At 68.9% G+C, this 21,510-nt stretch carries 24 protein-coding genes and 3 tRNA genes; 20 read left to right on the top strand and 7 right to left on the bottom strand.

The annotated features are described in order from the left end of the window. Window positions 1-96 precede the first annotated feature (96 nt). From ACIQCY_RS13065 to ACIQCY_RS13045, 5 genes are all read left to right on the top strand, one after another. On the top strand, window positions 97-1,371 hold the full coding sequence (locus tag ACIQCY_RS13065; RefSeq protein WP_400484318.1) for an Nramp family divalent metal transporter: 1,275 nt from the start codon (window positions 97-99) through the stop codon (window positions 1,369-1,371). 32 nt (window positions 1,372-1,403) lie between these two features. Further along, window positions 1,404-1,745 carry an MTH1187 family thiamine-binding protein gene (locus ACIQCY_RS13060; protein WP_400484317.1) on the top strand — a complete coding sequence of 114 codons (342 nt, stop codon included), beginning with the start codon at window positions 1,404-1,406 and terminating at the stop codon, window positions 1,743-1,745. A gap of 45 nt (window positions 1,746-1,790) precedes the next feature. After that, complete coding sequence (locus ACIQCY_RS13055; protein WP_400484316.1) at window positions 1,791-2,327, top strand: GNAT family N-acetyltransferase; 537 nt, start codon at window positions 1,791-1,793, stop codon at window positions 2,325-2,327. 13 nt (window positions 2,328-2,340) lie between these two features. Beyond that, window positions 2,341-3,153, top strand: coding sequence for a spermidine synthase (locus ACIQCY_RS13050; protein WP_400484315.1), 813 nt, complete (start codon window positions 2,341-2,343; stop codon window positions 3,151-3,153). Window positions 3,154-3,273: 120 nt separating this feature from the next. Then, window positions 3,274-5,004 (top strand): cation:proton antiporter, encoded by a 1,731-nt coding sequence (locus tag ACIQCY_RS13045; RefSeq protein WP_400484314.1) that lies wholly within the window; start codon window positions 3,274-3,276, stop codon window positions 5,002-5,004. Window positions 5,005-5,034: 30 nt separating this feature from the next. Here the strand turns inward: ACIQCY_RS13045 and ACIQCY_RS13040 are convergent, their stop codons facing one another. Next, a complete protein-coding gene (locus ACIQCY_RS13040) occupies window positions 5,035-6,486 on the bottom strand; it encodes an NCS2 family permease (protein WP_400484313.1) in 1,452 nt (483 codons plus the stop codon). A 151-nt stretch (window positions 6,487-6,637) separates the two neighbouring features. Between ACIQCY_RS13040 and ACIQCY_RS13035 the strand changes: the two genes are divergently transcribed. Next, a complete protein-coding gene (locus ACIQCY_RS13035) occupies window positions 6,638-7,255 on the top strand; it encodes a copper resistance protein CopC (RefSeq protein ID WP_400484312.1) in 618 nt (205 codons plus the stop codon). A 16-nt stretch (window positions 7,256-7,271) separates the two neighbouring features. Here ACIQCY_RS13035 and ACIQCY_RS13030 read toward each other — a convergent pair whose 3' ends face one another. Next, the gene (locus tag ACIQCY_RS13030) at window positions 7,272-7,925 is read right to left on the bottom strand and encodes an FAD-dependent monooxygenase (RefSeq protein WP_400484311.1); all 654 of its coding nucleotides are present in this window, start codon (window positions 7,923-7,925) and stop codon (window positions 7,272-7,274) included. A gap of 266 nt (window positions 7,926-8,191) precedes the next feature. On the opposite strand from ACIQCY_RS13030, the gene ACIQCY_RS13025 reads away from it, so the two are divergent. Further along, window positions 8,192-9,205 carry a universal stress protein gene (locus ACIQCY_RS13025; RefSeq protein WP_400484310.1) on the top strand — a complete coding sequence of 338 codons (1,014 nt, stop codon included), beginning with the start codon at window positions 8,192-8,194 and terminating at the stop codon, window positions 9,203-9,205. A 17-nt stretch (window positions 9,206-9,222) separates the two neighbouring features. Here the strand turns inward: ACIQCY_RS13025 and ACIQCY_RS13020 are convergent, their stop codons facing one another. Beyond that, complete coding sequence (locus ACIQCY_RS13020) at window positions 9,223-9,594, bottom strand: metallopeptidase family protein (RefSeq protein WP_400484309.1); 372 nt, start codon at window positions 9,592-9,594, stop codon at window positions 9,223-9,225. A 227-nt stretch (window positions 9,595-9,821) separates the two neighbouring features. On the opposite strand from ACIQCY_RS13020, the gene ACIQCY_RS13015 reads away from it, so the two are divergent. The 13 genes from ACIQCY_RS13015 to ACIQCY_RS12955 all read left to right on the top strand — a co-directional run bounded on the left by ACIQCY_RS13015 (window position 9,822) and on the right by ACIQCY_RS12955 (window position 17,879). Beyond that, window positions 9,822-9,894: transfer RNA gene (locus tag ACIQCY_RS13015), tRNA-Glu, on the top strand. A gap of 86 nt (window positions 9,895-9,980) precedes the next feature. Beyond that, window positions 9,981-10,054 (top strand) — tRNA-Asp (locus ACIQCY_RS13010). A gap of 71 nt (window positions 10,055-10,125) precedes the next feature. Then, window positions 10,126-10,201 (top strand) — tRNA-Phe (locus ACIQCY_RS13005). Window positions 10,202-10,330: 129 nt separating this feature from the next. Then, window positions 10,331-10,834, top strand: coding sequence for a hypothetical protein (locus ACIQCY_RS13000; protein ID WP_400484308.1), 504 nt, complete (start codon window positions 10,331-10,333; stop codon window positions 10,832-10,834). 104 nt (window positions 10,835-10,938) lie between these two features. After that, window positions 10,939-11,403: an Asp23/Gls24 family envelope stress response protein gene (locus ACIQCY_RS12995; RefSeq protein WP_400484307.1), complete on the top strand. Its 465-nt coding sequence runs from the start codon at window positions 10,939-10,941 to the stop codon at window positions 11,401-11,403. 7 nt (window positions 11,404-11,410) lie between these two features. Continuing rightward, window positions 11,411-11,602, top strand: a complete 192-nt coding sequence (locus ACIQCY_RS12990) for a DUF2273 domain-containing protein (protein WP_400484306.1) — start codon at window positions 11,411-11,413, stop codon at window positions 11,600-11,602. Window positions 11,603-11,637: 35 nt separating this feature from the next. After that, window positions 11,638-12,018 carry a hypothetical protein gene (locus tag ACIQCY_RS12985; protein ID WP_400484378.1) on the top strand — a complete coding sequence of 127 codons (381 nt, stop codon included), beginning with the start codon at window positions 11,638-11,640 and terminating at the stop codon, window positions 12,016-12,018. Beyond that, the gene (locus tag ACIQCY_RS12980) at window positions 12,015-12,617 is read left to right on the top strand and encodes a DUF6286 domain-containing protein (RefSeq protein WP_400484305.1); all 603 of its coding nucleotides are present in this window, start codon (window positions 12,015-12,017) and stop codon (window positions 12,615-12,617) included. The genes ACIQCY_RS12985 and ACIQCY_RS12980 overlap by 4 nt, the downstream gene beginning before the upstream one ends. Beyond that, on the top strand, window positions 12,614-13,258 hold the full coding sequence (locus ACIQCY_RS12975; protein ID WP_400484304.1) for a hypothetical protein: 645 nt from the start codon (window positions 12,614-12,616) through the stop codon (window positions 13,256-13,258). The genes ACIQCY_RS12980 and ACIQCY_RS12975 overlap by 4 nt, the downstream gene beginning before the upstream one ends. 183 nt (window positions 13,259-13,441) lie before the next feature. Beyond that, window positions 13,442-14,791 carry an ABC transporter substrate-binding protein gene (locus ACIQCY_RS12970; protein WP_400484303.1) on the top strand — a complete coding sequence of 450 codons (1,350 nt, stop codon included), beginning with the start codon at window positions 13,442-13,444 and terminating at the stop codon, window positions 14,789-14,791. 146 nt (window positions 14,792-14,937) lie between these two features. After that, window positions 14,938-15,903: a carbohydrate ABC transporter permease gene (locus ACIQCY_RS12965; protein WP_400484302.1), complete on the top strand. Its 966-nt coding sequence runs from the start codon at window positions 14,938-14,940 to the stop codon at window positions 15,901-15,903. Further along, window positions 15,900-16,865: a carbohydrate ABC transporter permease gene (locus tag ACIQCY_RS12960; protein ID WP_400484301.1), complete on the top strand. Its 966-nt coding sequence runs from the start codon at window positions 15,900-15,902 to the stop codon at window positions 16,863-16,865. The genes ACIQCY_RS12965 and ACIQCY_RS12960 overlap by 4 nt, the downstream gene beginning before the upstream one ends. A 3-nt stretch (window positions 16,866-16,868) precedes the next feature. Next, entirely contained in the window at window positions 16,869-17,879 is a 1,011-nt protein-coding gene (locus ACIQCY_RS12955; protein WP_400484300.1) for a LacI family DNA-binding transcriptional regulator, read from the top strand. A 19-nt stretch (window positions 17,880-17,898) separates the two neighbouring features. Here the strand turns inward: ACIQCY_RS12955 and ACIQCY_RS12950 are convergent, their stop codons facing one another. From ACIQCY_RS12950 to ACIQCY_RS12935, 4 genes are all read right to left on the bottom strand, one after another. Beyond that, window positions 17,899-18,738, bottom strand: a complete 840-nt coding sequence (locus ACIQCY_RS12950) for a hypothetical protein (RefSeq protein WP_400484377.1) — start codon at window positions 18,736-18,738, stop codon at window positions 17,899-17,901. Window positions 18,739-18,743: 5 nt separating this feature from the next. Further along, window positions 18,744-19,553: an exodeoxyribonuclease III gene (locus ACIQCY_RS12945; protein ID WP_400484299.1), complete on the bottom strand. Its 810-nt coding sequence runs from the start codon at window positions 19,551-19,553 to the stop codon at window positions 18,744-18,746. A 26-nt stretch (window positions 19,554-19,579) separates the two neighbouring features. Continuing rightward, window positions 19,580-20,404 carry an ammonia-dependent NAD(+) synthetase gene (gene nadE, locus ACIQCY_RS12940; protein ID WP_400484298.1) on the bottom strand — a complete coding sequence of 275 codons (825 nt, stop codon included), beginning with the start codon at window positions 20,402-20,404 and terminating at the stop codon, window positions 19,580-19,582. A gap of 104 nt (window positions 20,405-20,508) precedes the next feature. Continuing rightward, complete coding sequence (locus ACIQCY_RS12935; protein ID WP_400484297.1) at window positions 20,509-21,507, bottom strand: sugar phosphate isomerase/epimerase family protein; 999 nt, start codon at window positions 21,505-21,507, stop codon at window positions 20,509-20,511. Between the last annotated feature and the right edge of the window lie 3 nt (window positions 21,508-21,510).

Here is a 21,510-nt window from a genome sequence, read left to right as displayed (position 1 = left end):
GAGGACGGGGTGGTCGTGTCCGCCGACCGGCCCGGAACTGCTCAGGGCCCTTGCTAAGCTTCCGACGGAACCATTCCGACTTCGAGGGGGCAGGCAGTGGCTGAGGGTGTGCGGGCGGACGTGGAGGGTCTCGAGAAGCCGAAATGGCGGATCGTCGGGCCCGGGCTGCTGGCGGCGGCGACCGGCGTCGGCGCGGGCGACCTCGTCGCCACCCTGATCGCGGGCAGCCAGTACGGGTACGCACTCCTGTGGGCGGCGGTGATCGGCTGCGTCCTCAAGATCATCCTCGTCGAGGGCGTCGGCCGCTGGTACCTTGCCACGGGCAAGACCATCTTCCAGGGCTGGCGGACCCTCGGTGTCTGGACCAGCTGGTACTTCGGCCCGTACATCGTCATCTGGGGCTTCGTGTACGGCGCGACGGCGATGAGCTCGACGGCGTTGCCCCTCCAGGCCCTCTTCCCTGCGGTCCCGCTCAACGTATTCGCGGTGGCGTCGGGCCTGATCGGCCTGGCCCTGGTGTGGTTCGGCCGGTACGGGCTCTTCGAGAAGATCATGACGGTGATGATCGCCATCATGTTCGTCTCGGTGGTCGGGTCCGCCGTCCTTGCCCTGCCGAACATCCCGGCGATGCTCACCGGACTGGTGCCCACCCTGCCCGCGGGTTCCGTGTTCTACGTCCTGGGACTCGCCGGCGGGGTCGGAGGAACCATCACCCTCGCGGCCTACGGCTACTGGCTGCGGGAGAAAGGGTGGAACAGGCCCAAGTGGATGAACGTCATGCGGGTGGACAACGCCGTGGCATATACCGTGACCGGCATCTTCGTGATCTGCATGCTCATCCTGGGCGCCGAACTGCTCTACACCGCCAACATCTCCCTCCAGACGGGTGACCGCGGACTGCTCGACATGGGCGCGGTGCTCGAGGACCGCTACGGCGTCGTCTGGGCGAAGGTCTTCCTGGTTGGTTTCTGGGCGTCGTCGTTCTCCTCGCTGCTGGGCGTCTGGCACGGCGTGAGCCTCATGTTCGCGGACTTCTGGGCGAACTTCCGCAAGAAGGCTGACGACCTCTCCGACGACGACGCCCCCGGTGCCACCAGCAAGCCGGCCCGTGCCTACATGCTGTGGCTGACCATCCCGCCCATGGTCCTGCTGCTCATCGGACGCCCTTTCTTCCTGATCCTGCTCTACGGGGTCCTCGGTTCCTTCTTCATGCCGTTCCTCGCCATCACGCTGCTCGTCCTGCTGAACAGCACCCGCCTCGCGAGCCAGTGGCGGAACAAGTGGCTGTCGAACGTGTTCCTCGCCATCACGACCATCGTGTTCCTCGTCCTCGGCGCGAACGAGCTCGTCAAGGCGGTTGCCGGAGGCTGACCCGCGGTGGGCGCTCATGCCAGACTGGGGGCATGCTCGTAGCCTTCAGCGTCGCCCCGTCCGGATCCTCCGATCTGTCCCGCGAGAACCCCGACGGGTCGGTGCACGACGCCGTCGCCGCCGCGGTCGCCGTCGTGCGTGAATCGGGACTGCCGAACCATACCGACTCCATGTTCACCACCATCGAGGGCGAGTGGGACGAGGTCATGGCCGTCGTCAAGAACGCCACCGAGGCCGTCGGCCGTTACGGGAGCCGGGTCTCCCTCGTGCTCAAGGCGGACATCCGCCCGGGCCGCACCGGCGAACTGACCGGCAAGGTGGACCGGCTCGAAGCCGCGCTCGCCGAGCAGGAGCAGTTCGAGGGCCACTCCTGACGCACTCGAGCGCACTCGGTGGCCTCGGGACACTAAACTGGCGTGGTGACACAGCCCCTGCTGACGCTGCCCTACCTGATCCGGCGGGCCACGGCCGACGACGCCGAGGCGTACGCGTGCACGCACGTCGCCGGGCTGCACGAGACCTATGAGCACATCATGCCGCCGGAGTACCACGCGTACTACGACGCCGAGCTGCCCAGCATGATCGCGCGGCGGCGAGCGGCCTTCGAGGAAGCGGAACGGACGCCCGGCAGTGCGCGGAGCTGGCTGGCGTTCGACGGTGGCGGGGCACCCGTGGCCGTCGCGACGTCCGGCCCGGGACGTGACGAGGACCGTCCCGACTTCGAACTCCACCACATCTACACCCTGCGCTCCACGCAGGGCACGGGCCTCGGGCAGCGCCTCCTGGATACCGCGATCGGCACCCGTGCCGCCTACCTCTGGATCCTGGACGACAACCCGCGGGCCCAGCGCTTCTATGTCCGCAACGGCTTCGAACCGGACGGCACCTCGATGCTCTGCGGTCCCACGTGGCACCATCGGCCCATGTTCCGCATGCACCGCCGCGATCAGGGATGAGGGGACACACCTGATGGCGAAGCCGGCGGGGCCGCGCCCCGAGATCGGAGAGTTCCCCATCGACACCGGGACGTGCGAACTCGAACCCGATCCGTACAACCCGAACGGCTGGGTCCTGCGCATCAACGGCGTGCCGAGCTCCCATATCGACCTGGCGGACCCGCTGCAGCTCGATTTCGAGTACATGCGCTGGATCGCCTCGCTTGTCGACTCCCGCTGGTCGGCGTCGGACAGGCTCCGGGTGCTGCACCTCGGCGGAGGGGCCTGCTCGCTCGCACGCCGCTTCGCCGCCTCCCATCCGCTGGCGCGCCAGGTCGTCGTCGAACTCGACGGGCGGCTGGCCGAGCTGGTGCGGACGTGGTTCGACCTCCCGCGCGCGCCGCTCGTCCGCATCCGCGTGGGCGAGGCCCGCGCCGTGACGGAGTCGCTCAGCGAGGACAGCCGCGACCTCATCATCCGGGATGTCTTTGCAGGAGCCGTGACCCCGGCACCCCTGACGACGCGGGACTTCACCCAGGCAGCCAAGCGTGTCCTCGCGGCCGACGGCGTGTACGTGGTCAACTGCGGCGACAGCCCGAACCTCGCGATGGCCAAGCGTGAAGCCGCCACGATCGGGGCGGAGTTCGCCCACACCGCGATCATCGCCGACCCCGCCATGCTCAAGGGCCGGCGCTACGGCAACGTCATCATCGCCGGGAGTGATGCGCCCCTGGGCCAGGACCCGGGACTGGCCCGCGAACTGCTGGGCGGGGGCGTCCCGGCGCAGCTCTGGCAGGACGCCCGCGTGCGGACCTTCGCGGCGGGCGCCCAGCTCCTCACGGACTGACGGCGCCGAGCCGGTACCCTCCGCCGGTCCGAACGGGTGCCCGCGTCAACCCGCGTCAACCCGCGCACCCGGTGCGGACCGGGAGCGGCCCGCGCCACGGGCCGCCACTAGGCTTGCAGCGTGGAACTGGGACTGCTGGGCATCATCGGGATCGCGGTCCTCGTGGGCGTCGCCGTGCTCTCCAGGCGGGTCGGGGTCGCGGCCCCGCTGATCCTCGTCGTCGTCGGCATCGGGCTCTCCTTCGTGCCCGGGGTGCCGAGCTTCAGCATCCCGGACGAGTGGATCCTGACGGGCATCCTGCCGCCCCTGCTCTACGCGGCGGCGATCAAGACGCCCGTGACCGACTTCCGCCGGAACTTCACCCCCATCGCGAGCCTGTCGGTCGCGCTCGTCGTCGTCTCGGCCCTCGTCACGGGACTGCTCCTCCACGCCCTGCTGCCCGGTCTCGGCCTCGCAGCGGCGGTCGCGCTGGGCGCGGTCATCAGTCCGCCCGACGCCGTCGCGGCCACCTCGATCGGGCGCCGGCTCGGCCTCCCGCCCCGGCTGCTCACGGTGCTCGAGGGCGAGGGGCTGGTCAACGACGCCACGGCGCTCGTGCTGCTCCGCAGCGCCATCGCGGCGTCGGCCGGAGCCCTGACGGGCTTCGGTTCGGCAGTGGGCGACTTCGCCTTCGCCGTCGCGGGCGCAGTGCTCGTCGGCTACGCCGTCGGGGTGGTGACGGTCTTTCTCCGCTCCAAGCTCGACGACCCCGTGCTGGACACCGCGCTGTCGCTCGCCGTGCCCTTCGTCGCCTTCATCCCCGCGGAGGAACTGGGCGCCTCGGGTGTGCTGGCCGTGGTGGTGGCGGGCATCTACACCGGCCACCGCAGCGCGAGCCACTTCGACGCACGGGCACGCATCAGCGACAACGTGAACTGGCGGACGGTGCAGTTCCTGCTGGAGAACGGTGTCTTCCTGCTGATCGGACTGGAGCTCCGGGGCCTGCTGCAGAACATCGACGAGTCGCTGCTGACGGTCGGCCGGACGGTGCTGATCGGCCTCCTCGCGACCCTCGTGCTGATCGTGCTGCGCTTCCTCTGGGTGTTCCCCCTCGTGCTGCTCATGCGACGGCTGCCCAGCAGGGCGGAACGCCGGTCGCTGCAACTGCGCCGTGGGCTCGGTCGCCTGAAGAAACTGCACACCCTCGATGCGCGGCAGGAGCGGCGGAAACGCGCGCTGACGAGGATGTACCAGCGCCGCCAGGCGGACCTCGACCTCGAGCGGCGCGAGGGATTCGGCTGGAAGGGCGCAACGGTCCTCGGCTGGTCCGGGATGCGCGGCGTGGTGACACTGGCGGCGGCGCAGTCCCTGCCGGAATCATTCGCCTACCGTGAGCAGCTGGTGCTGATCGCGTTCACCGTCGCCGTCACCACGCTCCTGGTGCAGGGCAGCACCCTGCCCGCCCTGATCCGGGTCCTCAGGATCGAGGGAGCCGACGTCGACAGCGACCGCGAGGAGTCGGCAACGCTGTTCGACGAACTCCGGACCGAAGGGCTGCGGGTGCTCGATGATCCGCAGTCCGTGGTGGGCGAGGACATCGACGTGGATCAGGACGTACTGGACCGCGTGCGCACGGACACGGGCATGCGGTCCGAGTTCGAATGGGAGAAGGCCCGCCTGCCCGAGCAGAAGCTGGTGCGCTCACCGCACCGCCAGTACCGCGATCTCCGACTGGCCGTGCTCGAGGCCGAGCGGCAGGCACTGCTGGCGGCCAGGGGGCGCGGCACCTACTCCTCGCGCGTGCTGGCGAAGGCGCAGCGCATCCTCGACGTGGAGGAGACCCGCCTCCGCCCGCGGGGCGGCTCGTCCTAGCGTCCCTCGGCCCCCGCGGGCTGTGCCGGATCAGATCCCGAGGAGCTCCTCGATGGGCCCGATGCCGAAGAAGACCACGAACGCCGCGGCCACGGCCCACATGAGGGGGTGCACCTCACGTCCGCGGCCCTGGATAGCACGGATCAGCACGAAGGCGATGAAGCCGGCGCCGAGGCCGTTGGCGATCGAGTAGGTGAACGGCATGAGCGTGAAGGTGAGGAAGGCCGGGATGGCGACTCCCCAGTCGTCGAAGTCGATGCGTCCCACCTGGGCCACCATCATGAAGCCGACCACCACGAGGGCCGGCGCCACGGCTTCGAAGGGTACGAGGCTGATGAGCGGCGTGAAGAACATCGCGAGGAGGAACAGCAGTCCCGTCACCACGTTCGCGAGGCCCGTCCGGGCGCCCTCGCCGATGCCCGCGCCCGACTCGACGTAGATCTGGTTGGACGACACGGAACCGGCCCCACCGGCGACAGCCCCGAGGGCGTCCACCACGAGGACGCGGTTGACGCCGGGGATGTTGCCCTTGGCGTCCACGAGCTTCGCCTCGTTGGCGAGGCCCACCATGGTGCCCATGGCGTCGAAGAAGATGCTGAGGAGGATCGTGAAGGTCAGCAGGACGGCGGCGGTCCCGCCGAGGTGACCGAAGGCGCCGAAGAGGCTGACGTTGCCCACGAGGCTGAGGTCGGGCACGCCGATCCAGGAGCCGCTGGGCAGCTCCGGAACCACCAGGGACCAGCCCGCGGGGTTCGGTTCCTGGCCCGGGGAGACGCTGGGGCCCACGTTGACGACGGCTTCGAGGACGACGGCGAGCACGGTCGCGGCGAGGACACCGATGAGGATGGCCCCGCGCACCTTGCGGACCACCAGGGCGATAGTCAGGATCAGGCCGAAGACGAAGACCAGGGTGGGCCAGCCGATCAGGACGCCGCCGAATCCGAGACCCACGGGCACGGTGGTGTTGGCGACATCCGGCACGCGGCGCACGAAGCCCGCGTTGACCAGGCCGATCAGGGCGATGAACAGGCCGATCCCCACGACGATCGCGGTCTTGAGGCTCTCGGGCACGGCGTTGAAGACCGCGGTCCGGAAGCCGGTCAGCACCAGCACGAGCATCGTGAGGCCGGCGAGCATGACCAGTCCCATGATGTCCGGCCAGGTCAGTCCGGGGTTCGTCGCCACGGTGATGGCCACGAAGGCGTTGACGCCGAGGCCCGTGGCGAGGGCGAAGGGGTATTTGGCCCACGCACCCATGGCGATGGTCAGGATGCCGGCGACGAGGGCGGTCACGGCGGCGACGCGTTCGAAGCCGAGCTCGGCTCCCGACGAATCCGCGCCGGCGAGGATGAGCGGATTGAGCACCACGATGTAGCTCATGGCGAAGAAGGTCGCGAGGCCGCCGCGGATCTCGCGGGAGAACGTCGACCCCCGTGTCGTGATGTCGAAGTAGCGATCCAGCACGGAACCGGTTTTGAGCATGGGAGGTCCTAGGGCGGAAGGGGCGGGGAGCAGTCGCAGCGATTCTATCCCGGTGGCCCGCGGGGAGTGGTTCGTGACGTTCGTCCCGGTGCCCCGGCGCGGACCCTCCCATCCCAGCGCCCCGTCAGGGTCTCCGCGTAGGGTTGGGGACATGGCTGCCCTTCCCCTTCCGCTCGCACAGCGCACGTCCACCACGCGCCGACGTCGTCCGGCCCGTCCTGGCGTCGCCGTCCTCACCGCCGTCCTGCTGGCGCTCGCCATGCTCCTCGGCGCAGGTGGTGCCGCGAACGCGCACGATGCACTGACCGGGACCAACCCGGCAGAGGGCGCCGAGATCGAGGTGCTGCCGCCGAGCCTCGAGCTCACCTTCACGAACGTGCCCTCCGGGATCGGCGCCCAGGTGCAGGTCCTCGACGAATCCGGAGCGGACTGGGCGGACGGGCCGGTCGGGATCGTCGACCGCACCGCGACCCAACCCTTGCGCGTCGGCGCCCCGGCGGGGGAGTACACCGTCAACTGGCGCGTCGTGAGTTCGGACTCGCATCCCATCGAGGGCACCTTCGCCTTCACCACGCTGCAGGGCTCGACGACGGTCCCCGACTCGGTGAGCACCGCAGGCCCGGTCGATACGCAGGAAGCGCCCTCCAGCGAGACCCAGGCGGCCGGCGTGAGTGATTTCCCCTGGAGCATCGTGCTGATGATCGCGGCCCTGGTGGCCATCGCCGTCGCACTCGCCCTCACTGCGCGCAAGCGGCTCGCGGGCAAGTAGCGGGTTACCGCCGCGGTTACGTCCCGAGCGGCGAGACGGCTGCGTGGGGCGGTGCGATGCGGTTGAGGGCGGCAGGTCCCTGGGCGACGATAGCGTCACTGACCAGCTTCGCCTGCCGCACGATCTCGCGCGTTGTGGGGGTGAGCAGTTCCCCGACGCCGACGAGGTGCAGGCCGATCGCGCGAAGCGCGGCCTTGAAGTCCCGTCCGATCGCGATGCCCATGGAGCGGAGGAACTTCCGCAGCTCGTTCTGCGGATACTTCGTGAGGACCACGTGATCGGCCAGGAGGACACCGTCGGCCGTCTGCACCGCCCACTTCTTGTGCCCCACGAGACCCTTGATGAGCTTGGGGTGCCCGATGATGCTGAGGTGCTCCGCCACCGTGGACTGGCGTACGTCGAGGTGATGCGCCGCGGCGTAGCCGCGGAGGAGCCGCATGAGTTCGGTGCGTTCCGAGAGGGAGACGGAGTCCGTCATGACCGTTCGCATCGCTCCCGAGTCGAAGCACTCCAGGCTCTCGACGACGATCGAGTCGATGCCGCGGCGGCTCAGTTCGCTGGCGACGGCGAGTCCGGACAGCCCCGAACCGATGACCACGGTGCTCGTATGCTCTGCGGATGCGGGCACCACGGACGCAGAGCGGACCGGGTCGAGCGGCAAGGAATCCACCGAGTTACCTCCACACGAAGCATTGGTCCCGTACGGCCCGGCGCCTCTTCCGGGCCGTACGGACTCTTGGTTGCGAACGGGTCAGCCAAGAGCACTACGCACAGGGGCAGCCAGCCCATGGGGCCTGCCCCCGCTACGGGTCATCGAAGCCTATATAACTTTTCAGACCATGGATAGGCCGCGGATGGACCGGGGACCGTGGGTGCGCTACAAATGGTGGACCGGCCGCTTCAGGCGGTTGGACACGCGACCGAGGGAGGCCTGCCGTGGGCAGTGGACACGCAGAGGGTTCGTCGCAGGGACTGGCACAGCACGGCATCGTGGTCGGCGTGGACGGGTCCGACCAGAGCACGTGTGCCCTGCTGTGGGCAGCGCGGGAGGCGGAGCGGCGGCGTGCTCCGCTGTACGTCGTGACCGCCTACACCGTGCCGGTCTTCGCGGCGTCGAGCATGGATGCTGGGTATGCCACCGTGGACGACGACGTCATGCGTGAGAGCGCGCAGTCGGTGCTGAACGAGTCGCTGGCACGGCTCGAGGGCATGTCGGTGGACGTGCACCCCCGGGTCGAGACAGGTGATGCCGCGGGCGTGCTCCTGGATTTCTCCGAGGAGGCAGAACTCATGGTCGTGGGCTCCCGGGGTCGGGGTGGATTCGTCGGCCGCCTGCTCGGATCGGTGAGCAGCGCCCTGCCCGCACACGCCAAGTGCCCGACGGCGGTCATCCCCGTCTGCACGGGCGCGCGCCTCGGTCATCCGGAACTGGGCAGGAAGCAGGGCAAGGACAGGCCCGCCGCCGCGGTCGAACCGGTGGTGGTGGTCGGCGTCGACGGTTCGGAGCAGGCACGGATGGCTTCCCTCGCGGCAGCCGAGGAGGCACGCTCCCGCGGGCTCGCCCTCCGCGTCATCTGCTCGGTCGCGCCCTTCAACGGCTCGCTCGCGTGGGTGCCGGCGCCCGTCGACCGGGAGGCGCTCCATGCAGACCTCGCCGTGCAGCTCGCAGCCGGTCGTGACTGGCTCCAGAGCCATTTCCCGGATGTGGATATCCGCGTGGACCTCGTCGACGGACCCCCGGCCGAGATCCTCATCGAGGCGTCGGCGACATCGGAGCTGCTCGTGGTGGGGACGCGCGGCCGCGGCGGGTTCGCCGGGATGCTGATGGGTTCGACGAGCCAGGGCGTCCTGCACCACGCCCGCGGGCCGGTGCTGATCGTGCCCGACAAGGCGGATCCGCGGCTCGAGGACCGGAGTTCGTTCGGGCCGATGATCGCGCCGACCCGCTAGGCGCGCGGTCCGTCGCCTCAGCTCCAGCCGAGCTCATGCAGCCGGTCGTCGTCGATCCCGAAATGGTGGGCGACCTCATGGACCACCGTCACGAGGATCTCCTCCACCAGTTCGTCGCGGGATCCGCACAGTCGCATGAGTGGGCCGCGGAAGATGCTGATGCGATCCGGCAGGGAGCCGGCGCCCCACCACGAGTCCCGCTCGGTGAGCGGTGTTCCTTCATAGAGTCCCAGCAGCTCGGTGTCGGCAGCCTCGCCCGGAGCGGGCTCGTACTCCTCGACCACGAAGATCGCCACATTGTCCATGGCGCGGGCGAGGTCGTCGGGGATCCTGTCGATCGCATCGTCGACGGCTTCCTCGAACTCTTCGCGCGTGATCTCGAATGGCACGCCCTGATCGTACCGACCGGTGGCATATCGACCGGTGCCGTGCTGGCCGGTGCCGTGCCGGCCGTCGGGGTCCCCTCCGATCCTCCGCTGCCCGGAGGGAAGCCCGCCGCCTACGATTTTGTGTAATCGAGAAACTGCCCCTATAGTTTTATAGGTCCACGCCAGGGAATGATCCACCGGAAATGCTTGCCTTCCGGAGGGTCGCAGGAACCCGAACTGTGGTCCAGGCCCCCATCGTCTAGCGGCCTAGGACACCGCCCTTTCACGGCGGCGGCACGGGTTCGAATCCCGTTGGGGGTACGCAGGAGAAGCCCTCACGGGCGGTCAACCGGAGCGAAAAGTGCTGGTAGGCTGGAACTCTTGCAAAAGGCAAGGAAAGTTAGCAAGGCCCTGTAGCGCAGTTGGTTAGCGCGCCGCCCTGTCACGGCGGAGGTCGCGGGTTCAAGTCCCGTCAGGGTCGCTCAGGCGGCTGGATTCCCTCAGGAATTCCGGTCAGGCTGGATACGGTGATCATCCTCGAGATGGTCGCAAGGCTCTGTAGCTCAGTTGGTAGAGCGTTCGACTGAAAATCGAAAGGTCACCGGATCGACGCCGGTCGGAGCCACCACCGAAAACCCCGCAGTTCCCCACGGAGCGCGGGGTTTTTCCGTGTGCCCGCAGTCGGCCTCACAGCCAATGCCGTGGTTCGGCCCGTAGCATCACGGCAGAGGCACCGTACCGAGACGAGAGGGCATCAGTGAGACTCCTGCATTCCGCTGCCGGCCTCTGTGCGCTCACGGCCGTCCTCGCAGGATGCAGCCAGGGATCCTCCGCCCCCGTGGAGCCCATGCTCACCATGCCGGTCAACCCGTCCGTGGAACCCACCAGCCTCGGCGGTCCGTCCGAGGAGCCCCTGCCTGCGGATCCCGAAGGGGGCGTCCTGGGCAGTGGGGCGCCAGGCGAGGCGCCTGCCGCGGAACCGTCCGAGCACTGCGTGATCGTCGCAGGTGGTGTCACCACCGCCATGCTCGCGCCGCTGAGCCTCCGCTCCAACTCCGATCCCGCCGAGCTCGTCGCCCTGGAGCAGCAGATCCTGGATCTGCGGGACAAGGTGCCCGCGGACCTGCACGACGACTTCACCACGCTCGCCTATTCCGTCGAAGCACCGCCCAAGGGGTCCGGCACCTTCGATGAGAAGGCCTTCCGGCACGCCATGGTGCCGGTGCAGGAGTGGCTCGCACAGCACTGCACCCGCTCCTGACGCCTGCGGCACCGCCGCGCCCACCACGGGTGGCGTTCCACCCGCCGTGCCGCCCGGTTGCCGCCGAGGTGGCTTAGGCTGGGCACAAGCGAAAGGGGACGTCGATGATCGAGCAACCCACGGGGCGGCCGGTGCCCGTCCTCCAGGGCGCACCTGCGGGAAGGACCGTGATCGGGGACCCCGCCGCGGTGAAGATCGCTGCCATCGCCGCCCGGGCCGTGCCCGGCGTGCATGCGCTGGGGCCGGGTGCCGGACGCGCCCTCGGGGCCATCCGTGACGCCGTCGGGGCCAACGACCCGGCCCATGGCGTGAAGGTGGAAGTGGGCCAGACCCAGCTCGCCGTCGATGTCAGCCTCGTCGCGGATTACGGGTTCGCCCTGAATGCCCTCGCAGACTCCGTGCGAGCGGCCGTCTATGACGCCCTCACCGAGCTGGTGGGGCTCGAGGTCATCGAGGTGAACGTCGAGATCCTCGACGTGCACCTGCCGCAGCCGGCCGAGTCGAAGACCGTGGAGCGCATCCGGCCGGTTGCGGCGGGGTCGACCCAGCTCGGGCAACCCGTCGAGTGAGGACCCCATGACCCCCACCTCCCTCGGCATGGCCACCGGCGCCGTGCTCGCGTTCGCAGCGCTGATCTTCGGGTTCTGGGGCTTCCTGCTCACCCTCGTACTGGTGCTGTGCGGTGCCGTCGCCGGGCGGATCGTCGAGGGCAAGCTCGACCTGCGCGGTGTCCTCGACGCCCTGTCCGGCCGACGCTCGTCCTCGTGACCACCGAGTCCGTCCCGGCCGCACCGATCCGCGCGATGGCCGGCGTCTCCGAGACCCGGAGCACTGTCCCCGTCGCGGGGCACAACCGCATCACCACCCAGGCGCTGACCAGTACGGCGCGAGCAGCCGCCGCCGAGATCCTCGGTGTGCAGCCCGCCAAGATCCGGGCGACGTTCTCGGACGACCACGGCCTCCTCGCCCTGCTCCTCGCCCTGCCCCTGCCGGTCCCACCGCTGTCCCGGGTGCTCGACGAACCCGGGATCGTCGCGTCGTTCGGCGGTCCGCTCCTGGACCGTGCGGAGGCTGCACGCACGCCGATCCTCGCGCGGGTGCAGGAGCTCAGCGGGGCACGGCTGAGCCGGGTCGACATCCGGATCATCGGCAGTACCGTCACCAGGGGTGCGAGGGTACTGTGAGCGCCGACCTGCGCGACCGTTCGGGAGCGGTCTCCACAGCCCGCCTCGTGCGCCGGGAACTGCACTCGTCGAGGGCCATCGCCTCGGTGGTCACCGGTGTCCTCCTGATCGCAGGGTGCCTGCTCCTGCTGTTCGAAGCCGTCCTGAAGGCCGTGGGGGACCAGCCGTTCCTGCTCGATGTCGAGGCTGCGGCCGCCTGGATCGGAGCCCTCCCCGGCGCGGCTCCCGCTTCCCTGCTCGGCTCCGCGTCCGCCCTGCTGCTGGTTCTCGGCGTGTTGCTCATCCTCCTCGCGGTCCTGCCCGGGCGGCGGGCCCGCTACACCATCCCGAACGGGCGCGCCGCGGTCGTCGTCGATGCGGAAGTGGTGGCGTCATCGCTGGCGCGGAGGGCGCGGATCGTGGCCGGGGTGGCTCCCGAGCAGGTCCTCGTCACGGTGGGCCGTGCTTCCGTCACCGTCCAGATCAGGCCGACGTCCGGCATCCCGGTGGACGCCGATGCCGTGCGTGCTGCCGTCGCGGACGATCTCCGGCGCTCCAGCGTGGAACCCGGACCGAGGATCGTCGTCGTGGTCGCCGAGTCGGGGGTGATCGGGCAGTGAACACCACGCCGCGCCTGCTCAACCGGCTCGTCCTGGCCGTCGTCGGCCTCCTCCTCCTCGCCGCGGGAAGCGCCGGACTCGCACTCCTCATGCTGCCCGCCGTCGCCTCGTGGTGGGGGGCAGCGGCGCCGCGGGCAGCTGCTGCCATCGACGGCCTCCGGAACCGGACCACCCTGGAGGGCCAGGCCGACACCTGGCTGTGGATCGTGCTCGCGGCAGTCCTGTTGCTCCTGATCGTGCTGCTCTGCCTGTGGATCGCCGCCCAGGGGAGGGGGCGCACAGGGCTCTTCGCCGCAGTCGGCGGAGGAGATGGTGGACCGTCCGTACGCAGGGGCGACGGCGGCATGGCCTCCGGGGCGGTGACGATCACCGCGGCGGCCGCCGAGCAGGCCCTGAAGGCCGCGCTGCTCGAGCGCTCCGACCTCGCGGGCGCCTCGGTGAGCACGTGGCAGGTCGGCGGCGTGCCTGGTCTGCGCGTGCGCGTGTTCCCGCGGAAGGGCGTTCCGCCCTATGCGGTCGCCGACGAGGTCTCGCGCCTCGTCGAAGCCCTCGACGCCGTGACGGGCTACCGTGCGCCGGTGCTCATCAGTATCGGTTCAGGGGCCCGCGTCCGCTTCACCAGGGCGGATCGCGTCAGCTAGCCCTGTGAAGCAGGTCACGATTGGGCATCAAAGCCCGGCGGTGCGACGGGGAGGTTGTCGAGTGGCGTTGTAAGCGCTTACGCTGACTTCATCATTCAGTGAGGCGGCACAACCCCGGCGAGCGGCTCTTGAGGCTGTGCGTCCGGTCCACGGAAGTACCGCAAGACAAAGGAGTCTGTTTCAATGGCGAATATTCGCTCACGGAAGTTTCTGCTTCCCACTGCAGCACTCAGCGTTTCCCTCTTCGCCCTCGCCGGCTGCGGGTCCGAAGGATCCGACAGTGCAGGCGGCTCGGGCGACGCCGACTGTGCGGCCTACGAGTCCTACGGGACGTTCGAGGACGCCGAGGTCAGCGTCTACTCGACCATCGTCGACGTCGAGGCCGAGCTGCTCGAGAACTCATGGGCCGATTTCTCGGAGTGCACCGGCGTCGAGGTGGCCTACGAGGGGTCCAAGGAGTTCGAGACCCAGATCGGCGTGCGTGCCCAGGGTGGCACCGCTCCCGATCTCGCGATCTTCCCGCAGCCGGGCCTGCTCGCCGCCCAGGCGGAGAACCTGAAGCCGGCGCCGCAGGCCGTCTCGGACCTCGTCGACGAGGGCTGGTCCCCTGACTGGAAGAAGTACGGCACGGTCGACGGCACCTTCTACGCGGCACCGATGCTCGCGAACATCAAGGGCTACGTCTGGTACGTCCCCGCGACCTTCGAGGAGAAGGGCTGGGAGGTCCCGGCCACCTGGGACGAGATGACCGAGCTGACGGAGAAGATCGCCAGCGAGGAAGAAGAGATGAAGCCGTGGTGTGCAGGCTTCGAATCCGGCGAGGCGACCGGCTGGCCGGGAACCGACTGGGTCGAGGATGCCGTGCTCCGCGACCACGGCCCTGAGGTCTACGACCAGTGGGTTGCCCACGAGATCCCGTTCAACGACCCGCGCATCGTCGAATCCTTCGACCGCGTCGGCGAGATCCTCAAGAACGACGACTACGTCAACGGCGGCTTCGGCGACTCTCGTTCCATCCTGTCCACTGCCTTCGCTGAGGCAGGCCAGCCCGTGCTCGACGGCCAGTGCGCCATGCACCACCAGGCATCCTTCCAGGCGGCCAACTGGCCCGAGGGGACCGAGGTCGCCGAGGACGGCGATGTGTGGGCGTTCATGACGCCTCCCGTCGACCCCGCCTCGGGTACGGCCATCACCGGTGGCGGCGAGATGGTCGGTGCCTACTCGGACCGTCCCGAGGTCGTCGCGCTGCAGTCCTTCCTGGCGAGCGCCGAGTTCGCCAACGCCCGCGTGGAGCAGGGTGGTGCTATCAGTGCCAACAAGGGCCTGGACCCGGAGCTCGCAGGCTCGGACCTCGACCGCCAGTCCATCGAGCTGCTGCAGGACCCCAATACGGTGTTCCGCTTCGACGGCTCGGACCTGATGCCCGGTGCCGTCGGCGCCAACTCCTTCTGGAGCGGCATCGTGAACTGGATCAACGGCTCCTCCACCGAGGAAGTCACGCAGACCGTCGAGGACAGCTGGCCCGCGTCCTGATGCAGTGACGGCTGGTGCCGGCGCCCCTCGAGGGTGACGGCACCGGCCGCCGTCGGCCGAGGGGCCACACCGCGCGGTGCGGCGTGGCCCCTCGGGCCGCCCTTCCCCTAGATCACTTTCATCACGCACACCAAGGAGGCTGGGCTGTGGAAGATTTTGCTGGAAAAGGTTTACAGGTGGTGGTGGGGCTTGCCATCTTCGCCGCCATCATCGGCCTCATCATGCTGGTGGTGGACCGGGCACCGAAGTCCGGGCGGGAGAAGCTCCAGGTCGCCGGTTTCCTGGCGCCGGCCCTCATCCTGCTGACGGTCGGGCTGGTCTTCCCCGCACTCCAGACCTCGTACCTCTCCTTCACGGACCGCAACGGCGAGTTCATCGGGCTGGACAACTTCGTCTGGATGTTCACGCAGCCGGAGGCACTGGTCACCCTGAGGAACACCCTGATCTGGGTCGTCCTCGTCCCGTTGCTCGCATCCTCGATCGGCCTCGCCTACGCGGTGTTCATCGACCGCGCGCGCGGCGAGAAGGCGCTGAAGGCCCTCGTGTTCATGCCCATGGCCATCTCCTTCGTCGGTGCCGGCGTGATCTGGCGCTTCGTCTACGCCTACAAGGGCGCGGAGCAGGACCAGATCGGGCTCCTCAACCAGATCCTCGTGTGGCTGGGCCAGGAACCCAAGCAGTTCCTGCTCGACGCGCCCGAGAACACCTTCTTCCTGATCGCCGTCATGATCTGGATCCAGACCGGTTTCGCCATGGTGGTGCTCTCGGCTGCCATCAAGGGCATCCCCACGGAGATCGTCGAGGCCGCGAGGCTGGACGGCGCGAGTGCCTGGCAGCAGTTCCGCAATGTCACCATCCCGACGATCCGCGGCTCCCTGATCGTGGTGATCACCACCATCACGATCGGCACGCTCAAGGTCTTCGACATCGTCCGGACCATGACCGCGGGCCAGTACGAGACGTCGGTGGTCGCCAACGAGATGTACACCCAGGCCTTCAGGGCAGGAGAGCCCGGACGGGGTGCCGCCCTGGCCCTGGTCCTGTTCCTGATGGTGCTGCCCGTGGTCGTCTACAACGCCCGGCTGCTCCGCAAGCAGAAGGAAATCCGATGAGCACCGTTCCCCTCGAGAACAACAAGAGCCTCCTTCCGGACGTCGACGACGACGCCGCCGAGGCCCGTCCCGCCCTGCAGAAGCGGGTGAAGCAGAGGCTGACGTCCCGCACCGCCACGGCGGCCGCCGTCATCATCGCCGTCGTCTGGACCATCCCGACGTTCGGCCTCCTGATCTCGTCCTTCCGTCCTGAGGACAACATCAAGGGCAACGGCTGGTGGAACGCCATCACCGACCGCCAGTTCACGCTCGAGAACTACGCCGACGTGCTGAGCCCGGGCGGGAGCCAGTCTCCCAACCTGCTGTCCTACTTCGTGAACTCCCTCGCGATCGTCATACCCGGCACCATCTTCACGCTGGTGCTCGGGGCCATGGCCGCGTACATGTTCGCGTGGGGCCGCTTCAAGGGCAAGGACAACCTCTTCATCTTCGTCTTCGCCCTGCAGATCGTCCCCCTCCAGATGGCACTGATCCCGCTCCTGCAGCTCTTCACGCAGGTGCTCAAGTTCGGGGACTTCCAGGTCCTGCCGAGTGGGACCTACGCCCAGCTCTGGGTGGCACACACCATCTTCGGGCTGCCGCTGGCCATCTTCCTCCTGCACAACTTCATCGCGGAGATCCCCGGTGAGGTCATCGAGGCGGCCCGCGTGGACGGAGCCGGCCACAGCACCATCTTCTGGCGGATCATCGTCCCGCTGGCGACCCCGGCCCTGGCCTCGTTCGGCATCTTCCAGTTCCTGTGGCTCTGGAACGACCTCCTCGTGGCCCTCGTGTTCTCGGGCGGCGGCGCCGACGTCGCACCCATCACCCAGCGCCTCGCCGAGATCCAGGGTTCGAGGGGCGGCGAGTGGCAGCGCCTGACGGCAGGTGCCTTCGTCTCCATCATCGTTCCCCTCGCCGTGTTCTTCGGGCTGCAGAGGTACTTCGTCCGCGGGCTGCTGGCGGGCGGCCTGAAGGGCTGACCGATGACGAGCATCGACGACGTCGCCGCTTCCCTCGGGGTGTCCACGGCCACGGTGTCCCGGGCACTGCGCGGGCTCCCCGGCGTCGCGGAGGAGACGCGGGCGCGCGTCACCACGACCGCCAGGGAGCTCGGCTACGTCCCGTCGTCGTCCGCCTCGGGGCTCGCGTCCGGCCGCACGATGGCGATGGGCGTCCTCGTCCCGGTGATCGATCGGTGGTACTTCTCCGCGGTGCTCGAAGGCGTCGACCGCCAGCTGCGCGCGGCGGGCTACGACCTCATCGTGTTCAGCCTCGGTGGTGCGGGCGTGAACCGGGACCGCGTCTTCCACCGTTCCATCCTGCGCAAGCGCATCGATGCCCTGCTGGTCATGTGCATGCACCTGACCGAGGAGGAGCGGAAGGCGGTGCAGCAACTCGAATATCCCAACATCGTCGTCGGTGGGGCGGTCGAGGGCGTGCGCCATGTCGGGATCGACGACTCCCAGGCCGTCCGCGACGCCGTCGAGCACCTCATCCGGCTCGGCCACACGAAAATCGCGCACATGCGCGGCGGCGGGTCCTTCGACATCGATTTCGAGGTGCCGCGGCTCCGGGAACAGGCGTTCAAGCAGACGATGGAGGACCACGGACTCCCGGTACGGGAGGACTGGTCGGCCTTCGGCGACTTCCGGTTCGCGACGTCCCGCGTCTCCGCGCTCACCCTGCTCGCCGATCCGGGGGACCGGCCGACGGCGGTGTTCTGTTCCGCGGACGAGATGGCGTTCGGGGTGCTCAGGGCCGCCGCGGAGCTCGGCATCGATGTGCCGGGGGACCTGTCCGTGATCGGGATCGACGACCACGAGTTCGCCGAGCCCATGGGCCTGACGACCATCCGCCAGGATCCCGAGGACCAGGGCGCCTTTGCGGCGGACCTCCTGCTCGGGGAGCTGCTGCGGAACGAGCCGGCGGACTATCCGCCGTCGCGCCCCCACCTGCTCGTCGAACGGGCTTCGACGGGACGCGTCAGGGACTGAGAAGTGCGGGGCCGGCTCGTCAGGAGGCCCGGGCGAGCTGGCGGATCGGGATCCAGCGGGAGGCGAGGCGCCGGTAGGACGCCGCCGCCCCCATCATGTCGGCTTCGGCCAGGCTCTCGATGCCGAGGCGCACGTCCATCGGGGAGTCGTCCGGGAAGACGCGGTCCGCCACCGGGCCGTAGTCGACCTCGACCACGGCGTCCCGGCGGAAGATCTCGAGCCACTCGACGATCTCGGTGAGCTCGTCGAGCAGGTCCATCTCCGGTGCCCCGATGGCGAGCTGGGCGACCGAACGCCGCCCGCGGTCGATGCAGTCGCCGATCCTCGCCGTGATCCGGACGGTGGTGACCCGGCCGTCGTCCTCGACCACCTCGGTGAGATCGTCCTCGTGGATCAGGGCGAACCAGGCGAACGGCACGCCCCACGTGGCTGACCGGGTGTACAGCTTGGCGACCGAGTCGGCGAACGTGTCCGGATCCAGCCGCGCCTGGTGCGCCTCGCGGGCCACCTCGGGCACGAGGACGTCGATCAGGGGTCCGCGCAGGCTCTGGTCGAGGGACTCCGCGGCCAGCGTGGTGCGGACGGCGAGCTGGTTGGGGCAGTAGTAGGGCGCCGTCGTGCCGTTCAGGCTGGGGAAGTGTGTGACGCGGACGAGGTCGGGTTCGTGGTGCGGGAAAGGATCGGACACCGAGCGCAGGACGCGTCGCAGCGACTGTTCGTGCTCGATGCTCTCGGTCAGTTCCCGCTCACGCGCCCGCTGCTCGAGGATCGCCAGCTGCTGCGCATCGGAGAACGCCTCGAGGGGCTCGTAGACGCGGAGGTAGGAGACGTAGGGGAACGGCCGGGCGCCACCGCCCATCCGGCTCACGGTCCGCTGAGTTCCACGATGACGGGAGCGTGGTCCGAGGCGCCCTTGCCCTTGCGTTCCTCGCGGTCCACGAAGGCGTGGGTCGCGCGCGCCGCCAGGGCGGGGGAGCCGAGGACGAAGTCGATCCGCATGCCCTCCTTCTTGGGGAACCGCAGCTGCTTGTAGTCCCAGTAGGTGTAGAGGCCGGGACCGGGCGTGAAGGGGCGCGCGAGGTCGGCGAAGCCGGAGTCGAGGAAGGACTGGAAGGCGGCGCGCTCGGGAGGGCTCACGTGCGTGTAACCGCCGTTGACGAAGAGCTCGATATCCCAGACGTCCTCGTCCTGCGGAGCGATGTTCCAGTCACCCATGAGCGCGATCTGCGCCTCGGGGTCCTCGGTGATCCACTGCTCGGCGTGACCGCGCAGGGTTTCGAGCCACTCGATCTTGTAGGGCATGTGCGGATCGTCGAGGGCGCGGCCGTTCGGCACGTACAGGCTCCAGACGCGCACGCCCCCGCAGGTGGCAGCGATGGCCCGCGCCTCCTGCACCGCCTCGGTCCCGGGCTTGCCGAACGTCGGCTGGTCGGGGAAGGTGCGCTCGACGTCGTCGAGCCCCACGCGAGAGGCGATGGCGACGCCGTTCCACTGGCTGAGACCGAAGTGCGCCACCTCGAAACCGCTGTTCTCGAACAGCTCCCACGGGAAGTTGTCGTCCTTGCACTTGGTCTCCTGGATGGCCAGGACGTCGACGTCGGACCTGTTCAGCCAGGCCTCGACGCGGTCGGCTCGGGCACGGAGGGAGTTGACGTTCCAGGTGGCGATCTTCACGGACCCTACGTTACCAACGGCGGTGTTTACTCCCGCCACCAGGAATCGAAGAGCGTCACGGGCACCGTGCGCTTGTGCCGTGTGATCCAGTAGCGGTGCTCGATCGACTTCGCCGCGTCCGGATCCACCTCGCGGCCCTCGAGGTAGTCGTCGATCTGCTCGTAGGTGATGCCCAGCTCCTGCTCGTCGGCCTGGCCGGGGCGGTCGTCGAGCAGGTCCGCCGTCGGGATCTTGTCGTAGAGCGCAGCGGGTGCTCCGAGTTCCTTCAGCAGGGCGCGGTTCTGGCGCTTGTTCAGGCCGAAGAGCGGCAGGATGTCCGCGCCGCCGTCCCCGAACTTCGTGAAGAATCCCGTCACCGACTCTGCGCCGTGGTCCGTGCCGACGACGAGCAGGTTGTGCTGGCCTGCGATCGCGTACTGGGCCACCATGCGGGCCCGCGCCTTCGTGTTGCCCTTGGTGAAGTCGGAGATGGGCTCGCCCGTGGTGGCCGCGTACTCCTGCTGGATGCCGTCCACGGCAGGAGCCACGTTGAACACCCTGGACGTCCGCGGCTGGATGAAGGCGAGGGCCGCCTGGGCGTCCTCCTCGTCCTTCTGGACGTTGTAGGGCAGGCGCACGGCGATGAAATCGGCGTCGACGCCCTCGGACCGGAGCTCGTCGCACGCGAGCTGGGCGAGCTTGCCCGCCAGCGTGGAATCGAGCCCGCCGCTGATACCCAGCACGAAGCCGCGGGTGCCCGTGGACCTCACATAGTCCTTCAGGAAACCGACCCTCCGGCGGACCTCCGCGGCCGGGTCGATGCTCGGCTTGACGCCCATTTCCTCGATGATCTGTGCCTGGAGTTCACGCATGCCCCTAGGCTACCCCCGTTGCATTTCTACAAGGTTACGAAATCGGCCGGCCGGCGGCCGGCGGACCGGGACCACACAGCCGGTCCGGTCCGCCCACCCCCGAGCTACTGGCTGAACGCAGCGTCGAACGAGGTGTCCGACGGCGCGAAGTCGAACTTCTTCAGGAAAGCCAGGGCCTCCGGTGCCCCCTGCAGCCGGTCCATGCCGGCGTCCTCCCATTCCACGGAGATGGGACCGGTGTAGCCGATCGCCGTCAGGGCGCGGAAGCTGTCCTCCCAGGGCACGTCGCCGCGGCCGGTCGAGACGAAATCCCAGCCGCGTCGGGGGTCGCCCCACGCCAGGTGCGAGGAGAGGATGCCGTTGCGGCCTCCGCCCATGCGCATCTTCGTGTCCTTGCAGTCCACGTGGTAGATCCGGTCCTTGAAGTCGGAGATGAAGGCCACCGGGTCGATCTGCTGCCACATAAAGTGGCTCGGATCCCAGTTGAGCCCGAAGGCGGGGCGGTGGCCGATGGCCTCGAGGGTGCGCTGCGTGGACCAGTAGTCGTAGGCGATCTCGGAGGGGTGGACCTCATGGGCGAAGCGGACCCCGCATTCGTCGAAGACGTCGAGGATCGGGTTCCAGCGGTCCGCGAAGTCCTGGTAACCGGCGTCGATCACTGCTGACGGCACGGGCGGGAACATGGCGACGTACTGCCAGATGGAGGATCCGGTGAAGCCGATGACGGTGTCGACGCCCAGCTTCCTGGCGAGGCGAGCGGTCAGCTTCATCTCCTCCGCAGCACGCTGGCGCACGCCCTCGGGATCGCCGTCGCCCCAGACCTTCGGGCCGACAATCGCCTGGTGGCGGAAGTCGATCGGGTTGTCGCAGACGGCCTGGCCCTTCAGGTGGTTGGAGATGGCCCAGACCTTGAGCCCGTTGCGCTCGAGGATGTCGAGCCGGTCCTGGATGTAGGCGTCGTCATCCCACCGCCACGCATCGAGGTGGTCGCCGGAAACGGTGATCTCCAGGCCGTCGTAGCCCCACTGGCCGGCGAGCTCGGCGACCTTCTCGAAGGGGAGATCGGCCCACTGGCCGGTGAACAGGGTGAAGTTGCGGGTCATTCA

It is taken from the genome of Arthrobacter sp. NPDC092385 (assembly GCF_044755105.1).
Lineage (GTDB): Bacteria > Actinomycetota > Actinomycetes > Actinomycetales > Micrococcaceae > Arthrobacter_D.
The sequence above is the reverse complement of the archived record's forward strand: the minus strand, read 5'-3'. Positions and strand labels throughout refer to the sequence as shown.